Genomic DNA, 15,030 nt, shown 5'->3' on the forward strand with positions numbered 1-15,030 from the left:
TACTCAGATTCATTCCTTGTCTCAACGCTTGGCGGCCGGAGGACAATGAATGGTGACCCGGTAGGGGTTTTTTTCATTTTTTTGTTTTTGTTTATGTATGTTTTTCTTTCTACTGATCAGCTACATCTCTCGATTTGCGGAAGCTGATTACAGTAAATAAAAAAACACACATGAATAATTGTGTGCAGGTAAAAAAGGTCTTTAATTTTCCCTTTTATTTAAAGGTGTATGACTGGACCCGACAGCACGTAAATAAATTATACATCAATTCTTTTCAATCGGTAAAGCGGAAAATTGGAGAATCTTGCCGGTTATGTTATATCTCAACTAGGCTCCCCAGTCCGTTATTTGCAGGGTTCCTCCTGCTGTGAAATATGATTTTATTCACTTAGGAAAGTGGTTATCCTTGCTTTACCATTAGCTTCTCAGGTGCTATAATCCAAGTATTACGCAACATTTTTCGTTTTCTTCGCTGTCTCTTTTTCAGCGAAGATGGAGACGCCTAACGGCAGATAAGCAATTTTAATGGGAGCTCTTTAGGACTTACACTACACGTGTGTCCTTTTTTTGCTACCCATTTTTGTGAAGGACGCATTCGAATCTCGAATGCGTCCTTTTTTTGTTGGCAATTTGGATAAAAAGGAGTGGTGGTCATGGGTCCATGATCAGTTGTAAGAACTGGAGGCAATAAAAAAATTATTTGGAGGTTGCGAAAATGAGCAGAAGATACGATCAAAATCCTTACTTGGCGGGTGAGGAAGGTGAACAACTGCTGAAGATGGCCCAGGAGAAAAAAAAGCATGCCCACGATACGATATTATCGGTGTATGAACTTGTTCCTGCGGCGTTCCACAAGAACATTCGTCTCCTACCGCAAAAAGAAAAGTTAATTGACAAACAGTTTGATCTCACTGCGGACCAGAAGGCGTTTGGCTTTCAATCCTACTACGGAAAAACGTACATTGAGACTTACAAACCGTATGTCGATGTTGAGGGTAGGATCGAACAGATGATTGCTGTTCACAAAGTCCATGGTGCTCCTTATACGCTCGACACATATCCGGAGCAGATTAACGATTGTTGGGTCATTACCTGTACGTTCGAAGGCTTGAACAAGTACGGGCAGCCCTTTAAGACAAAAGAGCGCTCCATTATTGGCTTTGGTGCTTCATCTGGAGTGGACTCAACCAACCCAATCGAAAATGCTTCGACAAGTGCAGTCGGAAGGGCGTTGTCGCACGGTGGCTATGGTAACATCGGTTCCGGCCTTTCTTCATTTGAGGACATATACATCGCGATTACCCGGCAAAATTTGAACTCGAAGCAGAATAATGGGGACAAGAATAACGGTAACCCTCAGGAACAGCAACCGACTGATCATTCAGGCGGCCTAGGTGAGCATGGGATGAACGAGAAATTACCGCCGGTACAGGTGAGTGGCCAAGCGCCCTCTACCGGTGACCGATCCCATAACCAAAATCACTCAAGTGACAGAAATTCGTCTGGCGATCAACGCCAGCGTAATTCACAGGAGGAACCGGATCTCAAAAGAGAAAAGAATGTATTAGTCGGCCGTTTGATGGAAGCAACCAAGGATTGGACACCTGCGGACCTGAATGCAAAGGTTAAAACGTGGTTGAAAATCAATTGGAACGGACGATTTAATTCCCTTGATGTAGGGCAGCTGCGTCTCGTCGAGGAACATTTGAAGGCGGGGAGCCGGAACAATTCACATGCGTCTTAAAAACAGGGGGTAGGGGAATGAAGCTTCGCAGAACAAAGCACGCAGGATGGTATGAGGTCATGTCGGCATGCCCTATATGTGGTCAAAAAGGATGGTGTCGTATCAATCACGAACAAACCATCGTGCACTGCATGAGGGTGCCAACTGATGATTATTTCGATTCGATCATTGGTCGGCAATTTCGGCATTATCTGGATCCCAATGCAATCCCGAAGACGAAGATAGAGATTGAACTGAACAAGGCTGTCGATAAGAAGCCAGATCATCATCTCAACCGCGTCTATCGTGCCTTGATAAACGAGATCTCGCTTTCCTCCGATCATTTCGAGCATCTGCTTCAAGACCGTTTTTTCGAGGAAAAGGCGATTCGGTTACGTGAGTATCGGAGCATGCCATCTCAGGAACGGTATAAGGTTGCAAAGAGCGTCATCAACCGCTTGAGCGATCCAAGTGATCTTTTGGGGGTCCCCGGATTCTTTTGTACTGAGGGACGTTACGGTCCCTACTGGACAATGTCAGGAGGAACAGGGCTCATGCTTCCTTTCCGTTCAATCACGAACGAGATTACGGGTTGGCAGATACGGGTAGATAATGCACCTCTTGAATTGTCGATGAAGGGCGCAATTAAAGGAGAAATTTTAGAAGAAATTGAACGGGATGCGAACGGTATGCGAAGAGCGAGATGTCAGCTTCGTGCCCAGGATAAAACGATGATCGTTGAGCTTTCGGAAAAAGATAAGAAAACCTGTCACTCCAAATCTGGTCAATTTGTTTTCAGCGTTGAGCTAAAGCAGGGACAGCGGTATTGGTGGTGGAGCAGTGGATCCAAGGATAACGGAGCATCCATTGGAGGCCCGCTTCCGGTTCATCTCGCTTTGCCGCATCCATGCTTAAAGTATTGGTCAGTCGGGCAATCGGCGGATACGATCATGGATTGTTCCGAAGTTTGGGTTACCGAGGGACCAATCAAAGCGGATAAAGCTGCAGACGGTCTGGTAAAGCCGGTTTTTGGCATTCCCGGTGCCGGCGCCTTTTCGCTTTTGCTTGAACCGCTAAAACAGTTGGGATGTAAACATATTGTTTTTGCCTATGATGCCGATGTGGTGTCCACTCCGGAAGTTCAAATGGCACTGGAGCAATGTGTTGAATTCTTTGCAAAAAAGACGGATATGGCACTAAGCCTAGCCATGTGGGATATCTCACAAGGTAAGGGAATCGATGATTTGCTTGATAATAATTTTATTCCTCGGGTGACTCCGCTGTTGGAGTAGTTTTGCATTAAATTCAGTTACATTACATTTTTGGGGACTATAAAAATAAGTTAATGAGGGTGGTAATTCAATGCTTAATCGTGTAATTTTAATCGGTCGACTTACTCGTGATCCTGAATTAAGATATACCCCAGCGGGTGTAGCGGTGACACAGTTTACACTGGCTGTAGACCGTCAATTCAGTGGTGGCGAGGGACGCGAACGTGAAGCCGACTTCATTCCGATCGTTACTTGGCGCCAGCTCGCTGAGACCTGCGCGAACTATCTCAAAAAAGGCAGATTGGCAGCTGTTGAGGGGCGTATACAGGTTCGTAACTACGAAAACAATGAAGGCAAGCGGGTCTATGTGACCGAGATTATTGCCGACAATGTACGTTTTCTTGAATCGGGAAATCGTGAAAGTGGAAGCGGCAACGGTGCAGGCGCAAGCCGAAATGGAAGTAGTGGTGGTAATCGCCCCGGTCAGGGTGGTAATGATCCATTTTATGGTGAGGGTCGTCCGATCGATATTGGGGAAGATGACCTCCCATTTTAGAGAGCGTAACATCTGAGATCAGAAAATGCTTTAAGACCTCAGTAAAATCAAGGGGTTTTAAAGCATTTTAACTGTGTAATGGTAATCTTCATTTACGACCAGCATCCACGGTTTATTAAGATCGCGCGATGTTGAGTAAAGTGTGTAATACGTTATGACCGTCAATGTAGTCTAGTGATGATGACCATCCTTATTTCAAGATGTGGGTGTAGCCCCGTAGTGAGAAGTCGGGTGTGGGTAAGTCGTAAGACTTATCCATACCCAACTTTGAACTAGAGGATAGTCAGAAAAAACTTGGCACGTTAACCAATGTGCAATAATGAAGGGAACGAGAAAATAACAATGGCATTTGCACAAAGAAATGACGAAGAACGTGGTGAAAGAAAGTTTGCTCCACGTAGAGGTGGCAAAGGTAAACGTAGAAAAGTTTGCTACTTTACAGTCAATAAAATTACTCATATTGATTACAAAAATACGGAAGTTCTTAAAAAGTTCATTAGCGAACGTGGGAAGATTCTTCCTCGCCGTGTGACTGGAACAAGCGCAAAATATCAACGTGCATTAACAGTTGCAATTAAACGTGCTAGGGCGGTAGCGTTGCTTCCGTACACAACGGATAATATCTAGGAAAAAGGTGTGTTGGCCTTATGGCAACACACCTTTTTCTATGGTAGCACAAAAGAGTTCATTGAACCCGCGGCGGAAGAGCATTGCATGTGCGAATCGTTCCTTTTGTTTCTTGAGTTTACTCCGGAACTCAACTATGATAATTGACAATTAACTCTATAATAATAGATGATGGATGATATACACACTCAAGATCGGTAAAAGTGGGAAAACATTGGCTAAACATCATATAGGATTGATCTCGGTGGTGATGAATATGGGCAATCTGAAAATTGAAAAAACTCTCAATGAGGCCGGAAAACGAAATGTAGTAGTTGTGGATGAGGACTACAACATTGTCGAGGAAATAACATTGTTTCTTCACTATTTAGAAGAGAAGGGGCACTCTGAGAACACAATCGAAGGTTATAGTAGAGACTTAAAGGAATATTTCACTTGGTTAAACGAAGTGGGGCTTAAATTTTACGAGGTTAGGAAAGCGGATATGTTTTCTTGGCTTGAGTATTTGAAAACGAAAGTCGGAAAGACGGACAAAGAGAAATCTGCAAAGACAAAGAATAAGTATATGGCAACAATAGCCTCATTTTATCGATATTATGAAGTGATTGGGGGCTTTGTGACGGAGAACCCATTAACTTATAAAGATGATTCAAAAAACAGACATTTCCTAGTTCAGAAAGTTAGTCGTAAAGATATGGGTTTTAATTTCTTCCGAGTTAAAGAGAAAAAATCAGTTAAGGGTAAGCGTTTGACTCGGGAACAGGTTGAAAAGCTCTATCAAGGACTTGAGATGTTACAGTCAGATGAGAGCTTGAATGCCCGAAATCAGTTATTGTTCAGATTTCTTTATGAAACGGGTTGCCGGATTAGTGAGGCACTAGGTCTTCGTATAGGTGATTATGAGATTCAAACAAAAGTTGGGGTTATAAAGGTAAAAGAGCATGATCCACTATACCATAAAGACCACAACATCAAATCACTAGAAAGGGAAATACCCGTCAGCAGAGATATTGTCTTTGCCATAGAGGATTATATCTTGTATCATCGCCCTGATGATGGAAAACATCTTACGATATTTGTGAATCATGAAACCAGCCCTGGCCAATATATGATCCGCGATACGATAACAAAGCTCTTCAATAAGCTATCTGAACAAGTGGGTATTAAATGCACTTCTCACATGCTTAGGCACACCCATGGAACCGAACTCACCGAATCGGGATTTGATATGCGTTATGTCCAAGATAGGTTAGGTCATAATGATGTTAAGTCTACGAGTAAGTATCAACATTTGTCGCTTGAAGCGAAAACAACGGCATATGAAAGCTTCATGCGTCAGAGAAGGAGCGCGGAGTTGAATTGAGTAGAGCGTATATTTCAACAGTTGATACAAAAACTGATAGATGGGAGGTTCCGTATCAATCGAGTTATGGTGATAAATTATCTTTTGAATTTTCATATTTGCCAAATAAATGGTTCAAGAAAATACATAAGCAAATAACAATTGAATGCATGAGTCTAGGGAAGCCGAGTGTCGAAACACTGTATCGATATAATTATTCATTGAAACGGTTCTTTGAATTCCTGAAAGAATACAACTTGAAAATTATGGATTATGCCGATTTATCGCACCAAATCACTCAAATGTATATTTATTATTTACAACAGATTCAATTAGCAAACTCTACAAGATCGGTTGCTATGTCTGCACTAAAATGGGTAATAGAACATGGGCAGTTTTTTGAGTATGATGGTTTTCCGGAGGGACAGGTTTTTGATGGAGATGAGTACCAAGCACTTAAGCAAGATGATGTTTTAAGGACAAGGTATATACCCGATAATGTAATGGAACAGATTGAAATAGCTTTAAAAAAGGAGAAAAACATCCTCTTGAAGTCTATTGTGGAGATCGGCATCGATTCGGGAATCAGGCTTTCAGAGGTTTTGGACCTAACCGAGGGGTGTATAACTGAAGATTTTACAGGAAAACCCGTATTGTATGTTTTCTCTCCGAAAAATAAGGCTGACAGATATATCCCCGTATCAAATCGAGTCAAACGGGCAGTTCAACTACTTGAACAATACTCAGAAGTGGCCAGGAAAGAACTTGCAACAAACTACATTTGTCTTTACTGGCAAAAACGGAATATACGGTATGCCAGACTGCTCCAAAAAATATTTCGAGATAAACTTTATCGGTTTGTCAAAAAGCATGATATCAGAGATAACGATGGCGAATTATACCCATTAACCTTTCACGCATTTAGGCATACGCTTGGAACGGACATGCTAAACAAGGGTATGAGTATGTTTGAAATTCAAGAATATCTTGGTCATGAATCATTACACTCTACAAGTTTATATGCAAAGGTCAAAGATCCAAAAATTGAAAGCGAATATAAAAAGCTTGGATTTATCGGCTTGATAGTCAAGGAAATCAGTGAGAAGGAAATAGGAGAAGGAAAAAAAATCGACACGGAAACGCTATTGTCTGCTTCATTGCCTGATGGGGCTTGTCAGAAGCCGATAAATAATGAGGGCAAGATATGCTCTAAATTTAATATGTGCGTGATCTGTCCTAAGTTTATCACGACTCCCGAACACTTACCAATTCATAAAGACCATTTGGATCGTCTCAGAGCCAACAGAGAGGCATATATGGCTCAGGAGTACATTGGTACGACGAATCATCTTGAGACTGTTGAATACGCCTTAGAAACGATTATAGGGCGTTTGGAGGCGATGCTGAGTGGTTGAAAGTATAAAGCTTCAATTGTTTGATTACAACCCCCTAATACCCCAATTAGATTTCCGCTGCGGTAATAGTAAATTCTCAGACAATGTATGGGATTTTAACGGATTTATTAATGTAGAGCATTTGTCTGGCAAGAGGCTTATGATTGATTTTGAATTTGTTGTTGATAAGCCCAAAATGCTAGAAGTAATAAAATGGTTTATGCATCATGAGTTAACCACGGGCAAGTTTTCAACTGCCAAACGAAATTTAGACGGTGTTGTTCGATTTTCTAAATTTATAAAAGAATATGCGCCGGAAGTGGAGTCGTTTTCAGAAATTGATCAGAGTTTATTGGAGACGTATTTTACGTATTTGCCTGAAGCGAAAAGCGAGACAAGTGGTCAGTCAATAAGCTCTGTTTCAATCAAGAAAAGTGCATTGGCGTTAAAAGAAATCTTATTAAAGGGAAATATTAAAGGCTGGGATGTTCCAAAAGATGTTCGATTTGTTCAGGGCATGTACAATGAGCTCATTATTAATAACAAAGCGTTAAAGAAGGATGCCAAGCAAGCAGAGCAAGTAAACATTGATAAAATATCGGACGAACAGTTGATCGATCGGATATTGCGTAAAGCAGTAAGTGATTTAGATATGGACGAAAATATACTTGTTGCAGCTAGCGTAGTAGTTGGATTGCAGCTTGGACTTCGCATTAGCGAAATCATTACGATGTATAATGCCTCCATTGAGCCAATTGGCGGAGAAACAAAATTAGTATACAACACCGGTAAACTGCAAGCCGAACCTACGAGGGTGTATAAACCAGCGAATGCCCTTGTCGTACAAGCCATTACGAAAGTTGAAAAATACACGGATCCGTTAAGAAAAGAATCGGGCTTACCGTATTTATTTCTTAATCGAATACGTAATGTCAAAGGATATCCCGTGTGTATAGTTTCCCATGCAAATTGGTCAAAGAATTTTCTAAGACCCTGGCTTCAAAAACACAATCTCCGATATAAAAATGGAGATATTGCTGATTTTTCATCTCATACATTCCGCCACGCTTGCGCTACGTATGCTTTAAAAGGTGGGGCCTCTCTGGAAACTATACGGGAATTGTTAAATCACAAGTCCATTAGAGGTACACAGCACTATACACACCTGCTTCAAGAGGATGTAAGGAACAAGTTCTCGAAAGTATTCAATGAAGGCGCAGTTCTTGTTGGTAAGCAGGCTCTTCAAATAAAAGAAAAGCTTAAAGTAAATAACCCATTCAAAGGAAAGACCATCGAACAAGTTGATAAATTGCGTAAAGCGCATAAGATTCAAATTTTGTCACATGGACTTTGTCTTCACCATCCAATGCGAAATGAACCTTGTGAAGGCGACGGGGTATGTTTAGGATGCCGCAATTTTTTGACTACTCCGGACTTTCTTGAAGTTCATAAAGGCCGGTTGAAAAAAATTCGTAGCGAATTGGCATCTGCACCTTCTGGGGGCCTTTATGAGAACAAGTTAAAGACAATTGAAAAATACCTTGCAGGAATTATTGATGAGTTGGAAACCCAGGTGAATTATTCCGGAATTGATAATCATTCAGATTACAATATCACACCAAGCGAATGGGAGGGAATGGCATGAGTGACCCTTCTAAAGAAAATAAACTCGTTACACTGGAGCGTATCGAACAAGCAATAACAAACCTCCGAAAAGGGAAGAAAAAACTGTCCATATCAGCGATTGCTAAAAAAGCTGGCATTGAGCGAAAGACGATCTATAATCGTCCTGATCTTAAGGAACGCTGTGATCAAGCCATTTTGCTGCAGATGGAAATTGAGAAAGGGGCAGAAAAAATTGCAGCTACTGCAATCGAAACGTCAACCAGACCAAGCGGTAAAAGATTGCTTGGGAATCGGTATGAAAAAGTTAAGCAGGCGCTTCAGAATGAGAAGGAAAAGAACGAGAAACTTCTGGAAATATGCAGAAAACATGTCATAGAGAAAGCACAACTAAAATCTCGTATCGAATATTTAGAAAATAAAATTCAAGAACTAAGGGAGAGACAATTGAAACCATTCAAATAAAGGCTTGTGCTTGACCACCACTATGTGACGAGCCGCACGCTGGGAGTCGCGCGCGGCTAATAGAAATAAACATAAATAAAGGTTTCGTATACATGCCATATAAGCAGCAACCCTTACCCGTATAGGAACGCAACACCTTACAATCCGGCGAGCTTTTGCAGCCGTTGGGCAATCTGCATAAAATCCTCATTCGAGATGCCAGGGGCAAATTCTTCCGGCACTTCTTCAAGATCGGGCACTTCCCCTCCTTGGGGAACTCCTCTGACGACTTCCAATCGCTCTCCGTCGGAAGGGTGGGATCCTTTCCAGATTTGAGCGATATCTTCATAGTCTGAATCGCTAAACGTATATAACTTTCGATGAATTCCCTGTTCTTCGTATTTGCGGGTCGCATCAAATGCCCGATTCTCTAGATTGGGAATAGGGAGCATTTTTTTGACGTCGACTCCGGTCATGATTTCGAGCGCCTTCGCGTAAGCAAGCACATGAACTCCCCCGCGGACCAGCAAGTAACCCGTCATTTCGCGGGCGACAGGATGATCTGTCATCTCGTACACGCGCATCTTATGGGTGCGGGCGCCGCATTCGAGAAAAAAGTTATGCAGCAGATCAAGTACCAGATTGCCACTGTTAAAGACATAATCACCGTTCCATGCTTTGCCCATCGAATCGCCGGGCAACGAGGTTTGAGCCGTTGCAATAAAATGGTAGGTATTGCGTTTGTCAAGCCCGTTGCGCAGAGGAGCCGCATCCGGATCTGCCGGAAATGTGGAACCGGACAGGCATAAATTAATGGAATTCATCACCAATTCCACATGGCCAACCTCCTCCGCCGTAATGCTGGCCACAAGTTCATAAAAGGGCTTCAGCTTTTTTTTGCTGCGAAAATTCGAAGATTGGACCAAATAATTATTCAACGTAGACATCTCCCCGAAACGGCCGCCTAATAGTTCCTGCACAGCCGCCGCGGCGTTGGCGTCCGGATGTTTGGGAACAGGCAATGCAATGGGCAATCGATTGATGCGCTTGAACATGGCGGACATCATCCCCTTATCAGATTAATAGTTCTTATTATCTTTATGACAGGGAACGTTTGTCTCATGCCGCGCCGGAGCGCTAAGAGGGCATAACCCAAATCATTTGCTGCGTGCGCAGAAAAAATGAGGAATTGTCTGTTTGCAGCAAGACATGATCCGGTTTCACGTCGGTTATCGTACCCCGAACAGGGCCCCGAGACGTTTCAATAACCACCGGCTTTCCTTGAAGCGAGCGCAAGGTGTGATAAAAATACGGGTCAACCAAGGTTACTGTGGATAATGCGGGATTTGCCGTTTCCCTGTACATTCCATTCGGATAAGCATACACGATGAAATCTCCTCCTCATTCTCGTTACCATTTAGCCTATGCCGAAGTAAGGAAGGTTGTGTTTCCGCCTGTGTATAGACAAACAACCCGATAAAAATGACCGGAAACCGGGCGGATGCCGGTGTCGCTTCTACACGTCTGCCATAGACTGATGCTGTAAGTTCAAAATTCACCTACCCAAGGAGGAATGGTTTTGAATGCAGTTTACTAAACAGGCAATGCCCATGTTTACGCATGACCACGCCGCTTACGTCAGGCAAATGCACGACTGGCACATGAAAATGGCTCAATATCACGACCAATTGCGTGCCTTTCATCTGGAAAGAGCGAAACAATTTCAAAAGCTGGCCGAAGAAAGAGCGAAAACGTCAGAAATACCCAGCGGCACCAGCGCCGCTTAAAGGCGAACCGACATGGAGCGATGTGATGAGTTGGCAGCATTCCGAATCAAAATCTGGGACCGTTATGTAACCCTTCGTTCCCAATATGGAACCCGGATGCCTTTGTCTTTCGATCAGTTCTGGTACGACTTTCTGGCCAGACACATGATAGCCGACAGCGGAGTCGAGCAAGTGTATGAGGACTTCTGCAACAACTGGGAGAATCAGTGTTTGCGAAATGTTCACGAATCAAGTCATCGGCAGGAAGGAGGCCGCTGAAAAAGATACGTTTTTTCTGTGATGCATCGATTTTTAAGTTTGATGTTGCAGGAAAATAAGGAAAAGTCCGTTTAAAGCCGTCTCACAGGCTAAAAACGGACTTTTTGCATCGCAGAAAGAAGGCGAGGGGACTTTTTTCAGTGGCCTCGTAGGAAGCCCGTGGTTTTTCACGAACCGACTCATAATCTCAGGACTGCCAACAACCTGGAACTGCGAGGCATGTTTTTTGTCATATCGGGAAAAATAATACACGGACTAAATGCGAAAGGAGGGGAGCCGATGCATTGGATCGGCTGGTTTAAAAAGCAAGACAAAAGCTATACGCCAAATGAAGCCGACACTCAACCTCCCGCAGGCAACTTGTCTCCGCAGCACGTGCAGCAATTGTTTCACGATATTCACGATGCACAGGTGCATGAGTTGGATGCGGGAGTGCGGAAAGTCAAGCTGTTTTACATCCGTTCCTTTGTGGATCAAAAACAGGTCGAAAGCGACATCGTGCTTCCCCTTTTGCATGCCCCGGACGAACAAGCAGGACAAAAGGTGATTTCCGAAGATCGGGTGGACGTAACGACGTTGCAGCAAGCCGAAGAACTCATCCTGCAGGGAGGAATTCTTGTTTTTGATGAGATCGGGAACGTTTGCGCGGTCAAAAAGCAGGATCAACTCGGCCGCACTATCGATTCTTCCGAGCAGGAATCGATTGTGTACGGTCCCAAAGACAGCCTGAACGAGCGCCTTGACAAAAACTTGACCTTAATCCGTCGCCGGCTGCCCGTAGCAAGCCTAAAGTCAAAGAAATGGACCGCCGGATCGTTAAGCAAAACCTCTGTTGTGCTGCTGTACATGGAGGGTATTGTCAATCCGGAGCTGGTGCGGATCGCAGAGATGAAAACGAATCAATTTGATTTCGATGTTCTTCTCGATTCCTCCCATATCTCCGCTTTGATGGAGGACCACGTCAACAGCGTTTTTCCGCAATTTCAACAGACGGACCGTCCGGACGTGCTGGCCGCGGCGCTGGCCAGCGGCAAAGTGGTCTGGCTGGTGGACAACACGCCGTTTGCGCTTGTAGCGCCCATTACGTTCTTTGATCTGTTTCAGTCCCCGGAGGACTATATTCACCGATGGATGGTGGGCAGCTTCCTGCGGGGGCTTCGTTTTGTCGCGTTCGTAATTGCTCTGTTTTTGACCCCGGCTTACGTGGCGGTGACGGTTCACCATTATCAGATGGTTCCGCTGGAGATGCTGTTTGTCCTGATGCAATCCCGCAGTGAAATTCCGTATCCTCCGTTCTGGGAAGCGCTGCTCATGCTGCTGACGCTGGAGATATTAAAGGAAGCCAGTTTGCGCATGCCGACCAAATCCGGCCAAACGCTCGGCGTCGTGGGCGGTATTGTCATCGGTCAAGCAGCCGTGGAAGCAGGAATCGCAAGCAATGTGATGGTCATTGTGATCGCCATCTCCGCCATCGCCTCGTTTCTTGCTCCCAACTATTTGATGACGAACGCGAGCAAACTGCTCCAATTTGCCCTGCTCATTCTGGCGGCATGGCTGGGCATGTGGGGCATTGGGTTCGGATTGCTCTGGCTGTGCATCCACCTGCACGGATTGACTTCGCTCGGGCAACCGTATTTGTCCCCGCTGAGCCCGTTTTTCGCAAGCGACTGGAAAGATACGGTGTTTCGTGCTCCGCTGTCCAGGATGCGCACAAGGCCGGCTTATTTGAAGCCGCTGCAGCGGATGCGCGTTACCGGGAGGAAACCGTGATGGCTTCTCGTGTAGGTTCGGCCGGTTTGTTTTCGATTTCAGCGCCCTTCGGTTTCTTGTCCCTCGCCTTCTGGGCGAACCGGATGCAAACGTTATATTATCTTTTATATTTGCCCAGTGTGCTTGCGGAGCCGGTTATGATCGGCCTCATCCTGCTGGCGGCGGGATGCTCGCACCTCAACATTTTGATGATTGCCCGCTGTTTTGCATGGAAAGAAACGCCCGGCGGTTATCTCGGCATCGTCCGCACGTTGGGATCGGCGGTGTCTTTCCTGTTTTTGCTTGCGGGGCTGTTCGCTGTTTTGATGAAAGGTATCGTGCTGATGATGGGTTATGTCGATATTGTGCACCATATTTTGTTTCCCGCCTTACATGCTACGTTGTTTGGCATCCTGCTATTGTGTGCTTGCGTATACCTGGCTCGATTGGGCATGGAGAGGACCGTTCGTTTTGCGATCGTTGCGTTTGTCGGCACGATATGGGTTACCTTCCTGTACGTGCCGTTTGCGTTTTCGCCGGCTGCCGAATACCGCCATCTGCTCCCTCTTCTTCCGGAGCACATGCCCCAAGGCATCTGGCAAGCCTTTCTTACGGTATGGGCGGCGTTCTCCGGTCCCGAATATATGCTGGCATTGCCGAAAGAGGCGGTAGACGCGAAGAAATTGAAAACGGCTCTGATTTCCGCCAATGCATTTACCGCATTCGAATACATATTCTTTTTTGTCATTTGCCTGACGTTTTACGGATCTGATTATTTGCAGCGGCAAGACTTGCCGATCGTCGATCTGATCCGGTATATTCAGCTTCCTTTCGCCGAACGGCTGGAAATGATTCTGATTCCAGCCTACGCCATTTCCGTCGTTTACGTCGTCGCCATCCTTCTATTGTATGCGGCGGGAGCAATCCAATGTCTTGCGCGCAGTCGTCTTTCAGAAGGAAGAGCGCCGTTTTGGTTGGCGTTTTTGATGATGCTTCTGCTGACATGGATGGCCGGTCGCTGGATATGGCCGGATGAATGGAAAGCCAAGGAGTGGATCACCTGGCTTTCATGGCTGGATGCCAGCACCTATACCGTTTTGCCTTTTGGCTTCTTCCTCTTGGGATGGATCACGATTCGCAGGAAATGGAGGGTCCGACATGCCGGCGGCTCGTCATAAACCGCTTCTTCTATTACTGGCGTTGCTTGTTCTCGGCGGTTGCTCGTTTGTCGATAAAACCAATACCATTGAGGAAATATCGCCGGTTGTATTGCTTTATCTGGATGAAGGGAACGACGGATCCGTAAAGCTGTCTACCATCATTCCCCCGCTGAAGAAAGAGAAAAAGAGCGTGATTACCACGTCCTCCAATACGTTAATCGAAGGGAGATACTTACGAAACTTGAAGTATTACCGGGAAACGAAAGGGGGGCAGATCCGAATGATTTTCTTCTCCGAAGCCATGGCTAACCGGGGGCTGACGTCTCTGCTCGATACGTTACTGCGTGATCCCGAAATTTCCAGCCGCGTGTTTCTCTCTGTTGTGCGTGGCGATATGATCGGATATTTGAACAGGCAGATGCAGAGCGGGCAGGAGGAAATCGACTTGTATCTGTACAAAATGTTTGCGCACTACGAAAAGCAAGGGCAATTGACGACAAGCAACGTGCATGAATTCCTGGCCAGGGTGTACAACCCTTATGCCGATCCGGTTCTTCCCTATTACGCCGTCGCGAACAATGAACTTCGTTATTCCGGGACGGCGCTGTTCCGCGGGGATAAGATGGTCGGGACGGTTTCGCTGCCCGATGACGTCTTTTTCCAAATGTTGCATGAAAAGAGAGGCGTTCAAAAGACGGTGCCGCTGCCAGCGGCGGATGTCGTGCTCGGCAGTATCAAAACCGAGCGGCAAATTCGTTTCACCGATTCGTTCCGGAACGTTCATATTGACGTGATGCTTAAAGGACGGGTGGAAGAAGTCCCCGCTGGACAGAAGACGGACAGCCCACGGGAACTGCAGGAGTTCGAGCGTACGCTTGAACGGAGAACCCAGGAAAAGCTGGAGAAAGTCATCGGTCGAACGCAGTCGTTATGTGTCGACCCGTTCGGCCTGGGCATGCACACGGTAGGATGGAAGGGCCGGCCATTTACCCGTGAGCAGTGGAACCAACGATGGCCGGATATGGACGTGACGATCCATGTTTCGTTGAAGTTGGAGCATACCGGGATGCTCGATTCGCATGCGGACCGGCGATGA

General features: G+C 45.3%; 14 protein-coding genes. 12 read left to right on the forward strand and 2 right to left on the reverse strand.

Translation table 11 applies throughout. From position 1 onward, the window contains the following. Positions 1-715 precede the first annotated feature (715 nt). The 8 genes from AQR02_RS27970 (at position 716) to AQR02_RS28005 (ending at position 9,001) form a co-directional block, all read left to right on the forward strand. On the forward strand, positions 716-1,744 hold the full coding sequence (locus AQR02_RS27970) for a hypothetical protein (RefSeq protein ID WP_054943609.1): 1,029 nt from the start codon (positions 716-718) through the stop codon (positions 1,742-1,744). 17 nt (positions 1,745-1,761) lie between these two features. Beyond that, complete coding sequence (locus AQR02_RS27975) at positions 1,762-3,015, forward strand: DUF3854 domain-containing protein (protein WP_054943610.1); 1,254 nt, start codon at positions 1,762-1,764, stop codon at positions 3,013-3,015. 70 nt (positions 3,016-3,085) lie between these two features. Next, positions 3,086-3,550 (forward strand): single-stranded DNA-binding protein, encoded by a 465-nt coding sequence (gene ssb, locus AQR02_RS27980; protein WP_054943611.1) that lies wholly within the window; start codon positions 3,086-3,088, stop codon positions 3,548-3,550. A gap of 342 nt (positions 3,551-3,892) precedes the next feature. After that, entirely contained in the window at positions 3,893-4,177 is a 285-nt protein-coding gene (gene rpsR, locus AQR02_RS27985) for a 30S ribosomal protein S18 (protein WP_023559051.1), read from the forward strand. Positions 4,178-4,391: 214 nt separating this feature from the next. Continuing rightward, the gene (locus tag AQR02_RS27990; protein ID WP_228551779.1) at positions 4,392-5,540 is read left to right on the forward strand and encodes a tyrosine-type recombinase/integrase; all 1,149 of its coding nucleotides are present in this window, start codon (positions 4,392-4,394) and stop codon (positions 5,538-5,540) included. After that, positions 5,537-6,934 carry a tyrosine-type recombinase/integrase gene (locus AQR02_RS27995; protein WP_054943613.1) on the forward strand — a complete coding sequence of 466 codons (1,398 nt, stop codon included), beginning with the start codon at positions 5,537-5,539 and terminating at the stop codon, positions 6,932-6,934. Before AQR02_RS27990 ends, AQR02_RS27995 begins: the two co-directional genes overlap by 4 nt. Continuing rightward, positions 6,927-8,558 (forward strand): tyrosine-type recombinase/integrase, encoded by a 1,632-nt coding sequence (locus tag AQR02_RS28000; protein WP_054943614.1) that lies wholly within the window; start codon positions 6,927-6,929, stop codon positions 8,556-8,558. Before AQR02_RS27995 ends, AQR02_RS28000 begins: the two co-directional genes overlap by 8 nt. Beyond that, positions 8,555-9,001 carry a hypothetical protein gene (locus AQR02_RS28005; protein ID WP_054943615.1) on the forward strand — a complete coding sequence of 149 codons (447 nt, stop codon included), beginning with the start codon at positions 8,555-8,557 and terminating at the stop codon, positions 8,999-9,001. The genes AQR02_RS28000 and AQR02_RS28005 overlap by 4 nt, the downstream gene beginning before the upstream one ends. 137 nt (positions 9,002-9,138) lie before the next feature. Here AQR02_RS28005 and AQR02_RS28010 read toward each other — a convergent pair whose 3' ends face one another. Further along, positions 9,139-10,035 carry a manganese catalase family protein gene (locus tag AQR02_RS28010; RefSeq protein ID WP_054943616.1) on the reverse strand — a complete coding sequence of 299 codons (897 nt, stop codon included), beginning with the start codon at positions 10,033-10,035 and terminating at the stop codon, positions 9,139-9,141. An 82-nt stretch (positions 10,036-10,117) separates the two neighbouring features. Beyond that, on the reverse strand, positions 10,118-10,345 hold the full coding sequence (locus AQR02_RS28015) for a YuzF family protein (RefSeq protein WP_054943728.1): 228 nt from the start codon (positions 10,343-10,345) through the stop codon (positions 10,118-10,120). Between the two features lie 218 nt (positions 10,346-10,563). On the opposite strand from AQR02_RS28015, the gene AQR02_RS28020 reads away from it, so the two are divergent. The 4 genes from AQR02_RS28020 (at position 10,564) to AQR02_RS28040 (ending at position 15,030) form a co-directional block, all read left to right on the forward strand. Then, positions 10,564-10,767, forward strand: a complete 204-nt coding sequence (locus tag AQR02_RS28020) for a hypothetical protein (protein WP_028407024.1) — start codon at positions 10,564-10,566, stop codon at positions 10,765-10,767. Between the two features lie 537 nt (positions 10,768-11,304). Further along, positions 11,305-12,795 carry a spore germination protein gene (locus AQR02_RS28030; RefSeq protein WP_159067863.1) on the forward strand — a complete coding sequence of 497 codons (1,491 nt, stop codon included), beginning with the start codon at positions 11,305-11,307 and terminating at the stop codon, positions 12,793-12,795. Continuing rightward, a complete protein-coding gene (locus AQR02_RS28035) occupies positions 12,795-13,952 on the forward strand; it encodes a GerAB/ArcD/ProY family transporter (protein ID WP_054943618.1) in 1,158 nt (385 codons plus the stop codon). Before AQR02_RS28030 ends, AQR02_RS28035 begins: the two co-directional genes overlap by 1 nt. Beyond that, positions 13,933-15,030: a Ger(x)C family spore germination protein gene (locus AQR02_RS28040; RefSeq protein WP_054943619.1), complete on the forward strand. Its 1,098-nt coding sequence runs from the start codon at positions 13,933-13,935 to the stop codon at positions 15,028-15,030. The genes AQR02_RS28035 and AQR02_RS28040 overlap by 20 nt, the downstream gene beginning before the upstream one ends.

Source organism: Paenibacillus ihuae (assembly GCF_001368795.1).
Taxonomy (GTDB): domain Bacteria; phylum Bacillota; class Bacilli; order Paenibacillales; family Paenibacillaceae; genus Paenibacillus_AQ; species Paenibacillus_AQ ihuae.